Annotated in this window: 12 protein-coding genes and 1 pseudogene; 10 read left to right on the forward strand and 3 right to left on the reverse strand. The window is 72.7% G+C overall.

Translation table 11 applies throughout. The features are described from left to right. Window positions 1–472: 472 nt before the first annotated feature. The 3 genes from AC069R_RS33610 to AC069R_RS33620 all read right to left on the reverse strand — a co-directional run bounded on the left by AC069R_RS33610 (window position 473) and on the right by AC069R_RS33620 (window position 4074). Complete coding sequence (locus tag AC069R_RS33610) at window positions 473–1162, reverse strand: LuxR C-terminal-related transcriptional regulator (protein ID WP_397984567.1); 690 nt, start codon at window positions 1160–1162, stop codon at window positions 473–475. A 130-nt stretch (window positions 1163–1292) separates the two neighbouring features. After that, window positions 1293–2681: a sensor histidine kinase gene (locus AC069R_RS33615; protein ID WP_478770490.1), complete on the reverse strand. Its 1389-nt coding sequence runs from the start codon at window positions 2679–2681 to the stop codon at window positions 1293–1295. Between the two features lie 157 nt (window positions 2682–2838). Beyond that, window positions 2839–4074: a sensor histidine kinase gene (locus tag AC069R_RS33620; RefSeq protein WP_478770491.1), complete on the reverse strand. Its 1236-nt coding sequence runs from the start codon at window positions 4072–4074 to the stop codon at window positions 2839–2841. Window positions 4075–4261: 187 nt separating this feature from the next. Between AC069R_RS33620 and AC069R_RS33625 the strand changes: the two genes are divergently transcribed. The 10 genes and pseudogenes from AC069R_RS33625 (at window position 4262) to AC069R_RS33670 (ending at window position 15281) form a co-directional block, all read left to right on the forward strand. Further along, window positions 4262–4684 (forward strand): NADH-quinone oxidoreductase subunit A, encoded by a 423-nt coding sequence (locus AC069R_RS33625; RefSeq protein WP_397984564.1) that lies wholly within the window; start codon window positions 4262–4264, stop codon window positions 4682–4684. Then, window positions 4675–5277, forward strand: coding sequence for an NADH-quinone oxidoreductase subunit B (locus AC069R_RS33630; protein ID WP_478770492.1), 603 nt, complete (start codon window positions 4675–4677; stop codon window positions 5275–5277). The genes AC069R_RS33625 and AC069R_RS33630 overlap by 10 nt, the downstream gene beginning before the upstream one ends. Continuing rightward, window positions 5274–6377, forward strand: a pseudogene (locus AC069R_RS33635) (NADH-quinone oxidoreductase subunit C); the annotation flags it as partial. The gene AC069R_RS33630 and the pseudogene AC069R_RS33635, both read left to right, overlap by 4 nt. A gap of 1226 nt (window positions 6378–7603) precedes the next feature. Further along, window positions 7604–8572, forward strand: coding sequence for a complex I subunit 1/NuoH family protein (locus tag AC069R_RS33640; RefSeq protein WP_478770493.1), 969 nt, complete (start codon window positions 7604–7606; stop codon window positions 8570–8572). Beyond that, window positions 8572–9162, forward strand: coding sequence for a NuoI/complex I 23 kDa subunit family protein (locus AC069R_RS33645; RefSeq protein WP_478770494.1), 591 nt, complete (start codon window positions 8572–8574; stop codon window positions 9160–9162). The genes AC069R_RS33640 and AC069R_RS33645 overlap by 1 nt, the downstream gene beginning before the upstream one ends. Beyond that, window positions 9159–9791: an NADH-quinone oxidoreductase subunit J family protein gene (locus AC069R_RS33650; RefSeq protein ID WP_478770495.1), complete on the forward strand. Its 633-nt coding sequence runs from the start codon at window positions 9159–9161 to the stop codon at window positions 9789–9791. The genes AC069R_RS33645 and AC069R_RS33650 overlap by 4 nt, the downstream gene beginning before the upstream one ends. Next, window positions 9791–10165 carry an NADH-quinone oxidoreductase subunit NuoK gene (gene nuoK / locus AC069R_RS33655; protein ID WP_478770496.1) on the forward strand — a complete coding sequence of 125 codons (375 nt, stop codon included), beginning with the start codon at window positions 9791–9793 and terminating at the stop codon, window positions 10163–10165. The genes AC069R_RS33650 and nuoK overlap by 1 nt, the downstream gene beginning before the upstream one ends. Continuing rightward, complete coding sequence (locus AC069R_RS33660) at window positions 10162–12156, forward strand: NADH-quinone oxidoreductase subunit 5 family protein (RefSeq protein WP_478770497.1); 1995 nt, start codon at window positions 10162–10164, stop codon at window positions 12154–12156. The genes nuoK and AC069R_RS33660 overlap by 4 nt, the downstream gene beginning before the upstream one ends. 6 nt (window positions 12157–12162) lie before the next feature. After that, window positions 12163–13734: an NADH-quinone oxidoreductase subunit M gene (locus AC069R_RS33665; RefSeq protein WP_478770498.1), complete on the forward strand. Its 1572-nt coding sequence runs from the start codon at window positions 12163–12165 to the stop codon at window positions 13732–13734. Beyond that, the gene (locus tag AC069R_RS33670; protein WP_478770499.1) at window positions 13731–15281 is read left to right on the forward strand and encodes an NADH-quinone oxidoreductase subunit N; all 1551 of its coding nucleotides are present in this window, start codon (window positions 13731–13733) and stop codon (window positions 15279–15281) included. Before AC069R_RS33665 ends, AC069R_RS33670 begins: the two co-directional genes overlap by 4 nt. Window positions 15282–15474 lie beyond the last annotated feature (193 nt).

Here is a 15474-nt window from a genome sequence, read left to right on the forward strand (position 1 = left end):
CCGAGGTGAACCGGTCCCCGGTGAGCTGCATACCATCACCCGAGTCCCCCGCGAACCGGATGATCACCCGGTCCAGACGCCGCACATCCTTCGCGCCGCCCGGTTTGCGCTGCTCCCCGACGACAGATTCGTCGGCCTGTTCCGTTGGGCTACTGACCTGGCTGGTCACTGAACTGGACCTCCTTCGAGGCGGCTGTCCGGGGCGTGGTCGTCCCACGGACCAATCCCAGGATCAACCCTACGTCGGTTAGGGTCGCCTTCCCGTGGTCATCCGCAGATTCGGATGATGTTTCGAGACGACGTGTAGCGCTGACATGTCAGGGCTTCCTTCCCCGGTTCACCCCTCCGCTCTCCTGCCGGGGACTCCTCATTCCCACGGAAGCCGGATCCCCTGATACGCCCCTGACGCCCGGCCGACCCCACCCGCCGAGGACCTCCGGTCAGGAGCCCGTCCGCAGGCCCGGACGCCCGGTCAGGAGTTCAGGTAGGTGAGCACCGCGAGCACCCGCCGGTGGTCCCCGTCGCTCGGCGACAGGCCGAGCTTGAGGAAGATGTTGCTGACGTGCTTCTCCACCGCGCCGTCGCTGATGACCAGTTGCCGGGCGATCGCCGAGTTCGTACGCCCCTCCGCCATCAGCGCCAGCACCTCGCGCTCGCGCGGGGTCAGCCGGGCCAGCACATCCTGTTTGCGGCTGCGGCCCAGCAACTGCGTGACCACCTCCGCGTCGAGCGCCGTACCACCCTCGGCGACCCGCACCACCGCGTCCACGAACTCCCGGACGTCCGCCACCCGGTCCTTGAGCAGATAGCCCACGCCCCGCGTGGAACCGGCCAGCAGTTCGGTGGCGTACCGCTCCTCCACATACTGCGACAGCACCAGCACCCCGAGGCCGGGATGCGTCTTGCGCAGGGCCACGGCCGCCCGCACCCCCTCGTCGGTGTGCGTCGGCGGCATCCGCACGTCCGCCACCACCACATCGGGCAGCGCGCCCTCGCCGGCCAGGTCGGCGATGGTCTTCACCAGCGCCTCCGCGTCCCCGACCCCGGCCACCACCTCGTGTCCCCGGTCGGTCAGCAGCCGGGTCAGACCCTCTCGGAGCAGCACCGAATCCTCGGCGATGACCACCCGCACTCTGTCCTCCACGTCCTTCGCCCCCGTCATGCGCGGTCCCGTGGCGACGCCCATCGGGGACGCGCCGTGTACGAGGCCCAAGCATTCCAGGAATCGGCACACAGCGTGCCAGGCCCTGTGGATAACTGGTTCGAGTGCCGGTATATCCGCTGGTCAGAAGCTAGTTGGTCGTCGGCCGGCCGCGCCAGGGGAGTTCCGCTATCACCCGCGTCGGACCGCCCGCCGGGGAGTCCACCAGCAGGATGCCGTCCACCGCGTCCAGGCGGCCCTTGAGCCCCGCGAGGCCCGAGCCGGCGGAGGCATCCGCGCCGCCCACCCCGTCGTCGGCCACCTGGAGCATCAGGCGGTCCTCCACATGCCACACATCGACGGAGGCGGAGCGTGCCCCGCTGTGCTTGGCGACGTTCTGGAGCAGTTCACAGACCGTGAAGTAGGCGATGCCCTCGATGGCCGGCGCCGGACGGGACGGCAGATCGACCTCCACCCGGACCGGCACCGTGCACCGGGAGGCCACCGCCGACAGGGCCGCGTCCAGGCCACGGTCGGTCAGCACCGCCGGGTGGATGCCACGGGCGAGCGCGCGCAGCTCCTGGAGCGCCGTCTTCACCTCGCCGTGCGCGTCCTCCACCATGCGCGCCGCCGCCTGCGGGTCCTCCCGCATCTTCTCCTTGGCCAGCCCCAGGTCCATCGCCAGGCCGACCAGCCGGGCCTGGGCCCCGTCGTGCAGATCGCGTTCGATGCGGCGCAGGTCGGCGGCGGCGGTGTCCACCACGACGCCCCGGTCCGACTCCAGCTCCACCACCCGCTCCGACAGCAGCGACGGGCCGAGCAGCCCGCGCACCAGCAGCCCGTCCAGCGTCGTCAGGGCGCGCACCAGCCAGGGCGTGGCCAGCGTGAACAGCAGCCCGACCAGCGCGGTCACGGTGATCTCGAACGGGGTGTCCAGATAGATGTGGTGGTGTTCGTCGCCGTACAGCTGGACGCCGCCCTCTCCGGCGTACGCCGGGAAGACCCAGAACCACAGCGGGTAGGTCAGGAAGGTCAGGCTCAGCGTCCACAGGACCACCGCGACCGTGAAGGTGAACACCGCCCAGGGGAACTGGACCAGTGCGTACAGCAGGCTCCGCCAGGAGGCGCCGCTCTTGAGGACCGCGCCCATCCAGGCCAGCGCGCCCGGCTTGCGCACCCGCAGCGGCTCCGGACCGGGCACGTCCACGCCCAGCAGCGCCCGCGCCCGCACCCGCTCCAGCGCGCCGAAGCCCCGGCAGCCGGCCAGCGCCGCGGCGAGGACGGGGACGCCGAGGAAGGTCACCAGCAGGCCCGCGCCCAGCGACACCATCGCCACCGTCCAGGTGAACAGCGCGATCGAGACCGGCAGGCTCAGCAGGACGTAACCCAGCTCCCGCCAGGTGCGGGCCTCGAACGGCGCCCGCAGCGCGGCGGGCAGCCGGGGGCGGGGGCCGGGGCGCGGGCCGGATCCATACCGCCGTTCGTCGTCGCCCACGTCGTATCCCTGGCCGTACCCACCGTGTTCGTACTGAGTGGCCATCGATGTCGTCCCGTTCTCCTCGTGCCAGCGGCGGTTCAGCCGTGACTCAAGAGTCCTGTGCCGAGGCCCTGCGGACCATGGAGTCCGTCGGCGTCCTGAACCGGGGGTTTTCCCCACCCCCGCCGGTCCGGCGGGCGTCCGCCGCCGCTCCTCGGGGCTACTTCTCCCGGTCCCGCCACGGCAGTTCGGCCGTGACCTCGGTCGGGCCGCCGGCCGGGGAGTCGACCACGAACAGGCCGTCCACCGCGCCCAGCCGGTCCGCCAGGCCCCGCATCCCGCTGCCGCCGTCCAGGCTGGCGCCGCCCCGGCCGTCGTCGTGCACCTGTATCAGCAGCCGGTCCGCGGCACGCCACACGTCCACCGAGGCGGAGCGGGCACCGCTGTGCTTGCTGACGTTCTGGAGCAGCTCGGAGACGGTGAAGTAGGCGATGCCCTCGATGGCCGCGGCGGGGCGGTCGGCGAGGTCCACGGTCACCTTGACCGGCACCGTGCACCGAGCGGCGACCGAGGACAGGGCGGCGTCCAGACCGCGGTCGGTGAGGACGGCGGGATGGATGCCGCGGGCCAGGTCGCGCAGCTCCTGGAGGGCCAGCTTCACCTCGCCGTGTGCCTCCGCCACCATCGCCGCCGCGGTGTCCGGGTCCTCCAGCAGCTTCTCCTTGGCCAGGCCCAGCCCCATGGCCAGGTTGACCAGCCGGGCCTGGGCGCCGTCGTGCAGATCGCGTTCGATGCGGCGCAGGTCGGCGGCGGCGGTGTCCACCACGACGCCCCGGTCCGACTCCAGTTCCGCTATGCGGCGTTCCAGCTCGTCGGAGGGGGAGAGCAGGCCGCGCACCATCGCCCGGTCCACGTTCGCCAGCCCGCGGGCGAGGTACGGCAGCAGGGGCCACAGCACGAACAGCGAGGTCAGCACGGTGCAGAAGGTGAGGACGCCCCAGGGCAGCCGGATCGCGTCGTACAGCAACGTGCGCCAGCCCACCGGGTCCTTCAGCGCCATCCACGCCCGCTGGAGCATGCTCCCGCCGCGGGCGAGCGGCAGCGGCGACGGCTCCTCCACCCGTACCCCGAGCAGTGCCCTGGCCCGCGCCCGCTCCAGCTTCCCCAGCTGCCGGGCGCCCAGCAGGGACAGCGCCAGCAGCGGCAGGCCGATCACGGTGACGGTGAGGGCGCCGCCGACGGACAGCACGGTGATCGCGTAGACGAAGCCGAACACCGACGTCGGCAGGTTGAGCAGGAGGTGCGTGATCTCCTTCCACGTATGGATGTCGTAGGCCGGCCTCGGGGGCGGGAGGCGGTCGGTGCCGTAGGGCCGACCGGGTATGCCGGGCCGGTCGGGGCCGTCGTACCGGACGGGGCCGTCGGGCCGGTCGGCGGCGGAGCTGGGAGCGGTCATACCGGACAGCCTGCCGAATGCGGCACCTTCCGCGCCATGCGGTACACCGCCCTCCGCCTACGGGGGAAAACCCCACCCCCGGCCGCCGCGGGGCGTCTCGCGGCGTGACTGCCTGCTTACCGGTTCTTTATCAGGGCCTAGACTCCCGTGCGTACAGGTCACGAGGTCAGAGAGCGAGGGACGGACGGTGCGGGAGACGCTGGGGGACTCGACCATCGCCGCGACACACGTCGTCACCGCGGCCGGTTATTTCCGGTCGTACTCGGCCGTGGGGCTGCTCGCCGTCGTCGGCGTGCTGTTCGTCGCGGTCGCGTTCGGCGCCGGCCGGCTGCTGCGCCCCGTAGTGCCCACCCCGGAAAAACTCCTGACTTACGAGTGCGGTGTCGACCCCGTAGGCGAGGGCTGGGCCCACACCCAGGTCCGCTACTACGTCTACGCCTTCCTGTACGTGATCTTCGCGGTCGACTCGGTCTTCCTGTTCCCCTGGGCGACGGTCTTCGCCGCCCCCGGCTACGGCGCGACGACCCTCGTGGAGATGTTCGTCTTCCTCGGCTTCCTCGCCGTCGGCCTGCTGTACGCATACAAGAAGGGCGTCCTGGCATGGACGTGACCCCGGACCCCGTGTACCTCCCCGAGCCCAAGCGGCTGGGCGCGCTGGCCAGGCTGGCGCCCGAGCCCATGAAGGTGGTCCTCAACTGGGGCCGCCGCTACTCGCTCTGGGTCTTCAACTTCGGCCTCGCCTGCTGCGCGATCGAGTTCATCGCCGCGTCGATGGCCCGGCACGACTTCATCCGGCTCGGCGTCATCCCGTTCGCGCCGGGGCCCCGCCAGGCCGACCTGATGGTGGTCTCGGGCACGGTCACGGACAAGATGGCGCCCGCCGTCAAGCGCCTGTACGAACAGATGCCCGAACCCAAGTACGTCATCTCCTTCGGCGCCTGCTCCAACTGCGGCGGCCCCTACTGGGACTCGTACTCCGTCACCAAGGGCGTCGACCAGATCATCCCCGTGGACGTGTACGTGCCCGGCTGCCCGCCGCGTCCCGAGGCGCTGCTCCAGGGCATCCTCAAGCTCCAGGAGAAGATCGCCGCCGAGTCGCTGGGGGAGCGGTACGGCCACGGCGCCGCCCGGCCGTCCGCCGCCGCGCTCCAGAGCGGTCTGGTACGGCCGCCCGCCCCGGCCGGCGAGGAGGGCGCGCGATGAGCACGGCCGGCTGGCTGCCCGCCCCCGTCGAAGAACTGTTCGGCCCGGAAGCGGTGGCCGAGGAGTCGTACGAGGTCCTGACGGTGGACGTCCCGCCGTCCGCCTGGCTCACCGCGCTTCAGACGGCCCGTACGACGCTGACCTGCACCTATTTCGACTGGCTCAGCGCGGTCGACGAACCGGGCGCGGGCCTGCGCGTGTCCGCCCACGTGGTGGCCCTGCACCCGGTCCGCCGCCTCCTCGTGCGGACGACGGTGCCGCACACGGCGCCGGTGCTGCCGACCGCCGTCGGGGTGTACGCCGGTGCGGCCTGGCACGAACGCGAGACGTGCGAAATGTTCGGGGTGACCTTCGAGGGGCATCCGGGGCTCGAACACCTGCTCCTCCCCGAGAACTTCGAGGGTCACCCGCTGCGCAAGGACTTCGTGCTCGCCGCGCGTGTCGCCAAGGCGTGGCCCGGCGCGAAGGAGCCCGGCGAGTCCGAGCACGGTGGTCCCAAGCGCCGCCAGATGCTCCCGCCGGGCGTCCCCGACCCCAACGAGTGGGGCCCCCTCAAGGGTCAGCTCCCCGCCGCCCCGGCCCGCCCGGCCCGCGCCGCCGGAGACCGCCCGGTACGGCGCACCCGCACCGCGGCGGAGGGCTCGGCCGGCCAGCCGGGCGCGACGGAGGGCGCTGCCCCGGCGCGTCCGCGCAGGACGCGGAGCGCGAGCGAGGGCTCGGCGAGTCAGGTAGCGCCGGTGGAGGGGGATTCCCAGGCGGGGGCCGGTGCCGCTGCCGGTGCGCCGGCGCGTCCGCGGCGGATGCGGAGTGCCGGCGAGGGGTCGGCGAGTCAGATAGCGGGGGAGCCGAAGGAGCCGGCGGCCGAGGGCGGTACGACTGGTGCGGCCGGTGCGGCTGGTGCGCCCGGTGCCGCTGGTGCGGCTGGTTCGGGTGGCGTGGCTGGTGCCGAGCCGGGGCCCGGCGCCGGTGGTCCGGCCCGTCCGCGGCGGATGCGGAGCGCGAGCGAGGGGTCGGCGAGCCAGGCGACCGGGAGCGATGCCGCGCGGTCCGGGGCGGAGGGGCCCGCCGCCGGTCCCGCTCCGGCACCGGCCCGTCCCCGGCGTGCCCGCAGCGCGTCGGACGGCTCGGCCTCCCAGCGCACCCCGGAGCCCCCGGCGACCGGCTCGGCGGAGGGGCCCGCGGGCTCCGGAAACGCCGACCGCCCGGCCGGCCGTACGGCACCGCGCAGCGCGGACGCCCCATGGCACCACGCCCGCCCGGCGTTCGACGAGCCGGAGCGGGCCGCGGGGCCGGAACGGGTTGCGGAGCCCGAGCCGGCCGCGGAGCCGAAGAGGGCCGCGGAGCCTGAGCAGGCCGTCGAGGCTGAGCAGGCCGCGGAGACGGAGCGGGTTGCGGAGCCCGAGCCGGCCGCGGAGCCGAAGAGGGCCGCGGAGCCTGAGCAGGCCGTCGAGGCTGAGCAGGCCGCGGAGACGGAGCGGGGCGCCGAGCCGGAGTCTCGCGAGGGGGCTGGGCGAGGTGCCGTAGAGGCAGGCGAGGCGGCTGAGTCGCGGTCCGCTGAATCCGCCGACGCGGAGGGGGCCGCCGAGCCGGAGTCTCACGTGGGGGCTGGGCGAGGTGGCGTAGAATCGCGCGAGGCGGCTGAGCCGCGGTCCGTCGAAGCCGCCGAGCCGCAGCCCACGCCCGAGCCGTCCCAGTCGCCCGAGCCGTCACGGCCCGCCGAGCCTTCGGAGCCGACCGGGCCGTCACGCCTTGCCGAGCCCTCAGAACCGGCCGAGCCCTCGGAACCGACCGCTTCGCAGCCCCGGACCAGCCAACCCCCGTCCGACCCGGACTCGACCCCCAACTCCGACCCGGACCCGGCCTCGGACCCGACCCCGACCCCGACCCCGACCTCGGAACCGAAGTCGGACTCCGACCCGGACCCGAACCCGGCCTCGGACCGGAAGCCGGACTCTGACCCGAGCCCTACCCCGGTCTGCGACCCGGACCCGGACCCGGCCTCGGACCGGAAGCCGGACTCTGACCCGAGCCCCACCCCGGTCTCCGACCCGGACCCGGACCCGGCCTCGGACCGGAAGCCGGACTCTGACCCGAGCCCTACCCCGGTCTCCGACCCGGACCGGAAGCCGGACTCTGACCCGAGCCCTACCCCGGTCTCCGACCCGGACCCGAACCCGGCCTCGGACCGGAAGCCGGACTCTGACCCGAGCCCCACCCCGAACACCGACCCGAGCCCCACCCCGAACACCAACCCGAAACCCGCCCCGGACCCCGACCCCACCCCGACCCCCGAAGTCCCCCCGACCGATCCCCCAGGAGGCCCGCAGTGAACGGCGCACTCGACGTCGCCCTGCGGCTCGTGGCCGTGTTCGTCGTCTTTCTCGTCTTCCCGCTGGTCGTGGGGCAGACCGAGCACAAGGTGATGGCCCATATGCAGGGGCGGCTCGGGCCGATGTACGCGGGCGGGTTCCACGGGTGGGCCCAGCTGGTCGCGGACGGGGTGAAGTTCGCCCAGAAGGAGGACGTGGTGCCGGCGCAGGCCGACCGCCGGGTCTTCCAGCTCGCGCCCGCCGTCGCCCTGCTGCCGTACCTGCTCGTCCTGCTCGTCATCCCGATCGGACCGAGCGAGGGCGCCGTCGGCCAGGCCCTGGACGCCGGCGTGTTCTTCGCGCTCGCGGTGATGGGCGTCGGCGTCCTCGGCTCGCTCATGGCGGGCTGGGCCAGCGCCAACAAGTTCTCCCTGCTCGGCGGCCTGCGCACCGCCGCCCAGCTGCTGGCCTACGAACTGCCGATGCTGCTCGCCGCGGCCTCCGTCGCGATGGCGGCCGGCACCGTCTCCCTGCCGGGCATCCTGCACGCCTTCCACTGGTGGTGGCTGCCCTGGCAGCTGATCGGCGCGGTCGTCTTCTTCGTCGCCGGGCTCGCCGAGCTGCAACGCCCGCCGTTCGACATGCCCGTCGCCGACTCGGAGATCATCTTCGGCGCGTACACCGAGTACACCGGCCTGCGCTTCGCCCTGTTCCTGCTCGCCGAGTACGCCGGCATCGTCGTGCTGTGCGGTCTGACCACCGTCCTCTTCCTGGGCGGCTGGCACGGCCCCTGGGGCGCGGACGGGCTCGGCTGGGTCTGGACGCTGCTGAAGGCCGCGATCCTCGCCTTCCTCGTCATCTGGCTCCGCGTCACCTACCCCCGGCTGCGCGAGGACCAGCTCCAGAAGCTGTCCTGGACCCTGCTCGTCCCCCTCTCCCTCGCCCAGATCGCCCTCACCGGCATCGTCAAGGTGGTGATCTCCTGATGGCCGAGTCGCTTCCGCCCACCCGGCCCCGCATCCCCGGTTCCGGACTCGCCAAGGGCCTCGCCGTCACCCTGCGCACGATGACGCGCAAGCACGGCACCGAGCAGTACCCGGACACGCTGCCCGAACTGCCGCCCCGCACCCGCGGCGTGATCGGCCTGTTCGAGGAGAACTGCACGGTCTGCATGCTGTGCGCCCGCGAATGCCCCGACTGGTGCATCTACATCGACTCCCACAAGGAGACGGTGCCGCCCGCCGCACCCGGCGGCCGCGAGCGCAGCCGCAACGTCCTCGACCGGTTCGCCATCGACTTCGCCCTGTGCATGTACTGCGGTATCTGCATCGAAGTCTGCCCCTTCGACGCGCTGTTCTGGTCCCCGGAGTTCGAGTACGCCGAGACCGACATCCACGAACTCACCCACGAGCGGGACAAGCTCCGCGAGTGGATGTGGACCGTGCCGGCCCCGCCCGCGCTCGATCCGGGCGCGGAGGAGCCGAAGGAGATCGCCGCCGCCCGCAAGAGCGCCGAGAAGCTGGCAGCGGCACAGGCCGAGGCGGCGCAGGCCGACTCGAAGGAGGGCGACGCATGACCCCCGCCCCGAGCCCCGGTTTCCTCGCCGCGGCCCCGCACGGCTTCCTCTCCCCGACCGGCGTCGAGATCGCCTTCCTCCTCGTCGGCCTGGTCACCCTCGGCGCCGCGCTGATCACCGTCACCACGCGGCAACTGGTGCACGCCGCCCTGTGGCTGGTGGTCGCGCTCGGCGGCCTCGCCGTGGAATACCTGCTGCTCACGGCCGAGTTCATCGCCTGGGCGCAGGTCCTGATCTACGTCGGTTCCGTCGTCGTACTCCTCCTGTTCGGGCTGATGCTCACCAGGGCCCCCATCGGCCGCTCCCCGGACGCCGACTCCGGCAACCGCTGGGCCGCCCTCGCGGTCGCGGTCGCCGCCGCCGTCGCCCTGGTGTGGGTGGTCGCCGACGCCTTCCGTACGACCTGGATCGACCTGACCGGACCGGCCGCCGGCACCACCCACGTCACCGGGGCGAGCCTGTTCCGGTACTGGGTGCTGCCCTTCGAGGCCCTGTCCGTGCTGCTCCTCGCGGCCCTGGTCGGCGCGATCGTCCTGTCCCGCAAAGCCAAGGCCGAGGCCGACGGCGGGGACGAGCCGGACGCCCGTACGCCGACGCCCGTGCCCGCCCAGAAGGACGGCGCCCGCTGATGCACCTCGTCTACCCCGCCGTACTCTCCGCCCTCCTCTTCTGCACCGGCCTGTACGGCGTCCTCGCCCGCCGCAACGCGATCCTGGTCCTGATGTCGGTCGAGCTGATGCTCAACGCCGTCAACCTCAACCTGGTCGCCTTCGACGTCTGGCTCAGCCGCGCCGCCCGCGACACCCTGCACTCCGGCCAGGCGCTGACCCTGTTCACCATCGCCATCGCCGCCGCCGAGATCGGCATCGGCCTGGCGATCGTGCTCGCCGTGTACCGCAACCGCGGCACCTCCGACATCGACAAGCTCCGCGACACCGCCGAAGGCCCCGATGACGCGGAACCGGGTGCCGACCGGGCACAGAAGACCGAGGCCACCGCGTGACCACGACCACCCTCGCCGTACTCGTCCCCCTCCTGCCGTTCCTCGGCGCCGTGGCCGGGCTGCTGCTCGGCCGTATCGCGCCCGGTTTCGTGCGCCCGCTCGCCGTGCTGCCGCCGCTGGCCTCGCTGGTGCTGGCCGCGCTGGTCGCCGTCCGCCAGGGCGGCGGACCGGCCGTGGACGCGCACACGGAACTGACCCCCACCGGTTCGGTGCCCGTCGAACTGGCCCTGCACCTCGACGGCTTCGCCGCGCTCGTCGCGATCCTGGTCGCCTTCGTCGCGGCCTGTGTGCAGATCTACTCCACGGGCTATCTGCGCGAGGACCCGCGCTACCCCTCGTACGCCGCCCTCGTCTCCCTGTTCACCTCCGCGATGCTGCTCGTCGTCTACTCCGGCGATCTGATCGTGCTGCTGGTCGGCTGGGAGGTCATGGGCATCTGCTCCTACTTCCTGGTCGGCCACTACTGGGAGACCCCCGAGGCCCGCGCCGCCTCCCTCAAGGCGTTCCTGGTCACCAAGCTCGGCGATGTGCCGTTCCTGATCGGCCTGTTCGCGCTCGCCACCGACGCCGGCTCCTTCCGCATCACCTCCGTCCTCGGCACGGTCGCGAACGGCGGGCTGCACCATCCGACCCTGGTCGCCCTGCTGCTGCTCGCGGGTGTGGCCGGAAAGTCGGCGCAGTTCCCGCTGCACACCTGGCTGCCGGACGCCATGGCCGGCCCGACGCCGGTCTCGGCGCTGATCCACGCCGCCACGATGGTCGCCGCCGGTGTCTACTTCGTCGCCCGTCTCCTCCCGGTGTTCGAGGCGTCCGGTGCCGCGATGCTGGTCCTCGCCGTGATGGCCGCCGTCACCATGACCGGCTCCGGGCTCGCCGCGCTCGCCCAGGACGACATCAAGCGCGTCCTCGCCTACTCGACGATCGGCCAGCTCGGCTACATGACCGGTGCCCTGGCCGTCGGCGACCGCGGTGCCGCCGTCTTCCACCTCCTGTCCCACGGCGCCTTCAAGGCGCTGCTGTTCCTCGCCGCCGGTGTGATCATCCACGCCTCCGGCACCAACTCGCTGGCCGCCATGTCCCGCATGCGCGGCCTGCGCGAGCGGGTCCCGGACGCCTACTGGACGATGACCGTGGCCCTGCTCGCGCTCGCCGCGATCCCGCCGTTCAGCGGCTTCTTCTCCAAGGAGTCCGTCCTCGGCGCCGCCGAACACGCGGCCCACGGGGGCACCGCGCACGTGCCCGGCGCGGCGGGCTGGCTCGTCCTCGTCGCCGGTCTGGTGACCGCCGTACTCACCGCCGCCTACGCCACCCGGCTGTGGCTGCTGGCCTTCCACGGCCGGGGTGCCGAGGCCCCCGATCACGGCCGCCAGCCGCTGACCATGACCGCGGTCCTGTGGATCCTCGCGGTGCCCTCGCTGGCCTTCGGCGGGCTCGCCTACCGCGCCCTGCCCGGCTGGTTCGACGGCACCTCGCTGACCCCGACCCTGCTCACCTCCATCCTCGGCACGGGTCTCGCCGTGGCCGGCGCCCTCCTCACCTACGGCGTCTGGCAGCGCACCACCCGAAGCCTCGTGAGCCCCCCGCTCGGCGCGGTCGCCGCCCACCCCGAGGGCGACGCGGGACTGGTCGAGGCCGAGGCCATCGCCAGCCACACCCCGGCCTACGGCGACATCGCCTACGCCCCCGACCCGGCGGACCCCGGACGGGTGCTGCTCGGCCCGCTGCACCGGCACGCGGCCGTCGGCTTCCACCTCGACGCCGTCTACGCCGCGCTGTTCGTCCGCCCGGTGCGGGGCGCGGCGAGCCTCGTCCGCTTCCTCGACCGGGAGGTCGTGGACACCTACGTCGGCGCCGCCGGCGCGCTGCCCCGGTTGCTCGGGGCCGCCGTACGCCGCGCCCAGACCGGCAATGTGCAGACCTATGTGAGCGCGCTGCTCGCCGGCACCGTCGTCCTGGCGGTCGCCGTCGTCCTCGTCGCCACGGGAGCGTGAGCAGGCGTGATCGATATCAACGAGTCCCTGATGCGAGTCCTTCTGGCATTGATCGTCGTCGGCCCGCTCATCGGCGCCGTCGCCGCCCTGCTGCCGGCCCCGCCCGGACTGAAGGGGAAGTCGCCCGAGCAGTCCGTGCTGCGCCACGGCGTCACCGTGACCGGGGTGATCCTCGCCGCCGCGATCCTGCTCGCGCTCGGCTTCGACCACCACCATCCGTCGAGGATGCAGGCCACGACCGACATCAGCTGGATCCCCGCGCTCGACGTGCGGATCCACCTCGGCGTCGACGGCATTTCCCTCCCCCTTGTCGTGCTGACCGCGCTGCTGACCTTCCTGTGCGCGCTGCACTCCTACTTCAAGCCGCCCACGGGCCCGTCCCCGAAGGCGTTCGTCGCCCTGCTGCTCCTGCTGGAGACCGGCACGCTCGCGACCTTCGCCGTGCTCGATCTGCTGCTGTTCTTCCTCGCGTTCGAGACCGTGCTGATCCCGATGTACTTCCTCATCGCCCGCTGGGGCGGCGAGGGGCGGAACCGGGCCGCGTGGAAGTTCATCCTGTTCACGCTGCTCGGCTCCGTCGTCATGCTGCTCGGCCTGCTCCTGATCGGAATCAAGGCGGGCACGTTCGACATGGTGGCACTCGCCACTGACAACGGCCGGTCGCTGACCGCGTCCGTGCAGGTCATCGCCGTTCTGGCGATCGGTCTCGGGCTCGCGGTCAAGACCCCGATGTGGCCGCTGCACAGCTGGCTGCCCGACGCCCACACCGCCGCCCCGACCACCGGCTCGGTGCTGCTCGCCGGGGTCCTGCTGAAGATGGGCACGTACGGGTTCGTCCGGATCCTGCTGCCGGTCGCGCCGCACGGGTTCCGCGTCTTCGCGCCGTACCTCGCCGCGTTCGCCGTCGTCGGGATCATCTACGGGTCCCTGGCCTGTCTGGCGCTGGCCAGGCGGGGCGCGAAGGGCGACCTCAAGCGGCTGATCGCCTACTCCTCGGTCGGCCATATGGGCTTCGTCCTCCTCGGCATCGCCACCATGACCACGACCGGCGTCAACGGCGCCCTGTTCGCCAACATCGCCCACGGCCTCATCACCGGCCTGCTGTTCTTCCTGGTCGGCGCCCTGAAGGAGCGCACCGGCAGCACCGACCTCGACACCGCCGAGGAGACCGGCCTCGCCCTGTACGGCAAGGCGCCCCGCCTCGGCGGGCTGCTCGCCTTCGGTGCCGTGGCCTCCCTCGGGCTGCCCGGACTCGCCGGGTTCTGGGGCGAGATGCTCTCTCTGTTCGGAGCGTTCAAACCCGCGGGGGACCTCAGCCGTCCCGCGTTCCTCACCTTCATGGCGATCGGCGCGTTCGGCACCCTGCTGACGGCCGCGTACATGCTGATCGTGGTCCGCCGGGTCTGCATGGGCGGCGCCGAGCGCGAGGTGCCCAAGCTCGCCGACGTCCAGGGCTACGAGTTCGCCGCCTGGACCCCGCTCGTCGCCCTGACCGTCGTCGCCGGACTGTGGCCACGGGCCCTGCTCGGCCTGACCGACCCGGCCGTGCACCAGCTGCTCGCAGGAGGCACCCGATGAGCGCCCAGCCCCTCGCCGCGTCCGCCGCGTCGCTGGTCCAGTCCGTCGACTGGCTCGCCGTCGCCCCGCCCCTGATCGCCGCCGTCGTGGCGCTCGGCGTGCTCGTCGCCGACCTCTTCCTGCCCGAGGCCCGCAAGAACGTCCTCGGCTGGATCTCGGTGGCCGGACTCGCCGCCGCCGCGCTGATGCTGCTGCCGCTGCTGGACGGCGACCGCGCCACCTTCTGCCTGGCCGGCACCGGCACCGGATCGGGCACCGGCGGCCCGCGCGCGTGCAGCTACACCGCCGACCACTTCACCCTCGTCATCCAGTTCCTGGTCCTCGGCGGCGCCCTGCTCGCCGCCCTGCTGTCGATCACCACCCTGGACGACGACCGGCGGCGCGTCCCGCCCGGCGAGTTCTGGTTCCTGCTGCTGTCCGCCACGGCCGGCGCCGCCCTGCTGCCCGCCGCCCGCGATCTGGCCACCCTGATCGTGGCCCTGGAGACCGCCTCCCTGCCCGCCTTCGCGCTCGTCGGCATCCGGCACGGAGACAAACGCTCCCCCGAGGCCGCGCTGAAGTTCTTCCTGTCCTCGGTCACCGCCACCGCGGTCAGCCTGATGGGCGTCAGCTTTGTCTACGCCGCCACCGGAACCCTCTACCTCACCCGGGTGGCGCAGCGACTTCCGGACACCCCCGGCCAGTTGCACACCCTGGCCCAGGCGGGCGTCGTCCTCACCCTGATCGGCTTCGCCTTCAAGCTGGCCGCCGTGCCCTTCCACTTCTGGGTGCCCGACACCTACGCGGGCGCGCCGCTGCCCGTCGCCGCCTACTTGTCGGTCGTCGGCAAGGCGGTGGGTTTCTCCGGCCTGATCCTCGTCACCGTGGTCGCGTTCCCGTCGTACGCCGGCGTCTGGGGGCCCGCGCTCGCGGTCCTGGCCGCGCTCACCATGACCGTCGGCAACGTCGGCGCGCTGCGCCAGCGGGCCACGCGCGCCCACAGCGCCGTACGACTGCTCGCCTGGTCCTCCGTGGGCCAGGCCGGCTATCTCCTCGTACCGATCGCGGCGGCCGGGTACGCCAAGGACGCGCAGAAGGCGATCGGTTCGACGGTCGCGTACGCCCTCATGTACGCCGTCGTGAACCTCGGCGCGTTCGCGGTGGCCGCCGTAGTGGGCCGCGACCGCGGCCAGAACCGGATCTCCGACTACCGGGGCCTGTACGGCACCAACCCGGCGACCGCTCTCCTGATGGCCTTCTTCCTGCTCTGCCTGGCCGGGCTGCCGCCGGGGATCGTCGGCCTGTTCGCCAAGGTCACCGTGTTCTCGGCGGCCGTGGACGCGGGCCTGGGCTGGCTCGCGGTCGTCATGGCCGTCAACGTGGTGATCGCTCTCTACTACTACCTCCAGTGGACCGCCCTGCTGTTCCGCGCCCCCGAGGGCGAGGCCGTCCGGCACCGGGTCCCGGCCCCGCTCACGGCCGCGATCACCCTCGCCGGGGTGGCGGGCGTCGCCCTGTCCGGGGCACCTCAACTGGTGCTGCGCTTCGCGGCCACCGGGCTTTTCTGAGGCGTTCCACCAAGCCCCTCCGATGCGGTCCACCAAGCCCCTCCGATGCGTTCCACCAGGCCCCTCCCCGGCAGCCCCCGGACCCCTCCGCGGCAGCCCCGTTATCTTCTTCGCGGTCCTGTAAGAGGGCCGCTGGCCTCCGGGCCCGGCATGACTGTTGCCCCCTGTCGAACAGATGACCTGGGGGGTGGTG

This window comes from Streptomyces sp. NPDC043952 (assembly GCF_056435325.1).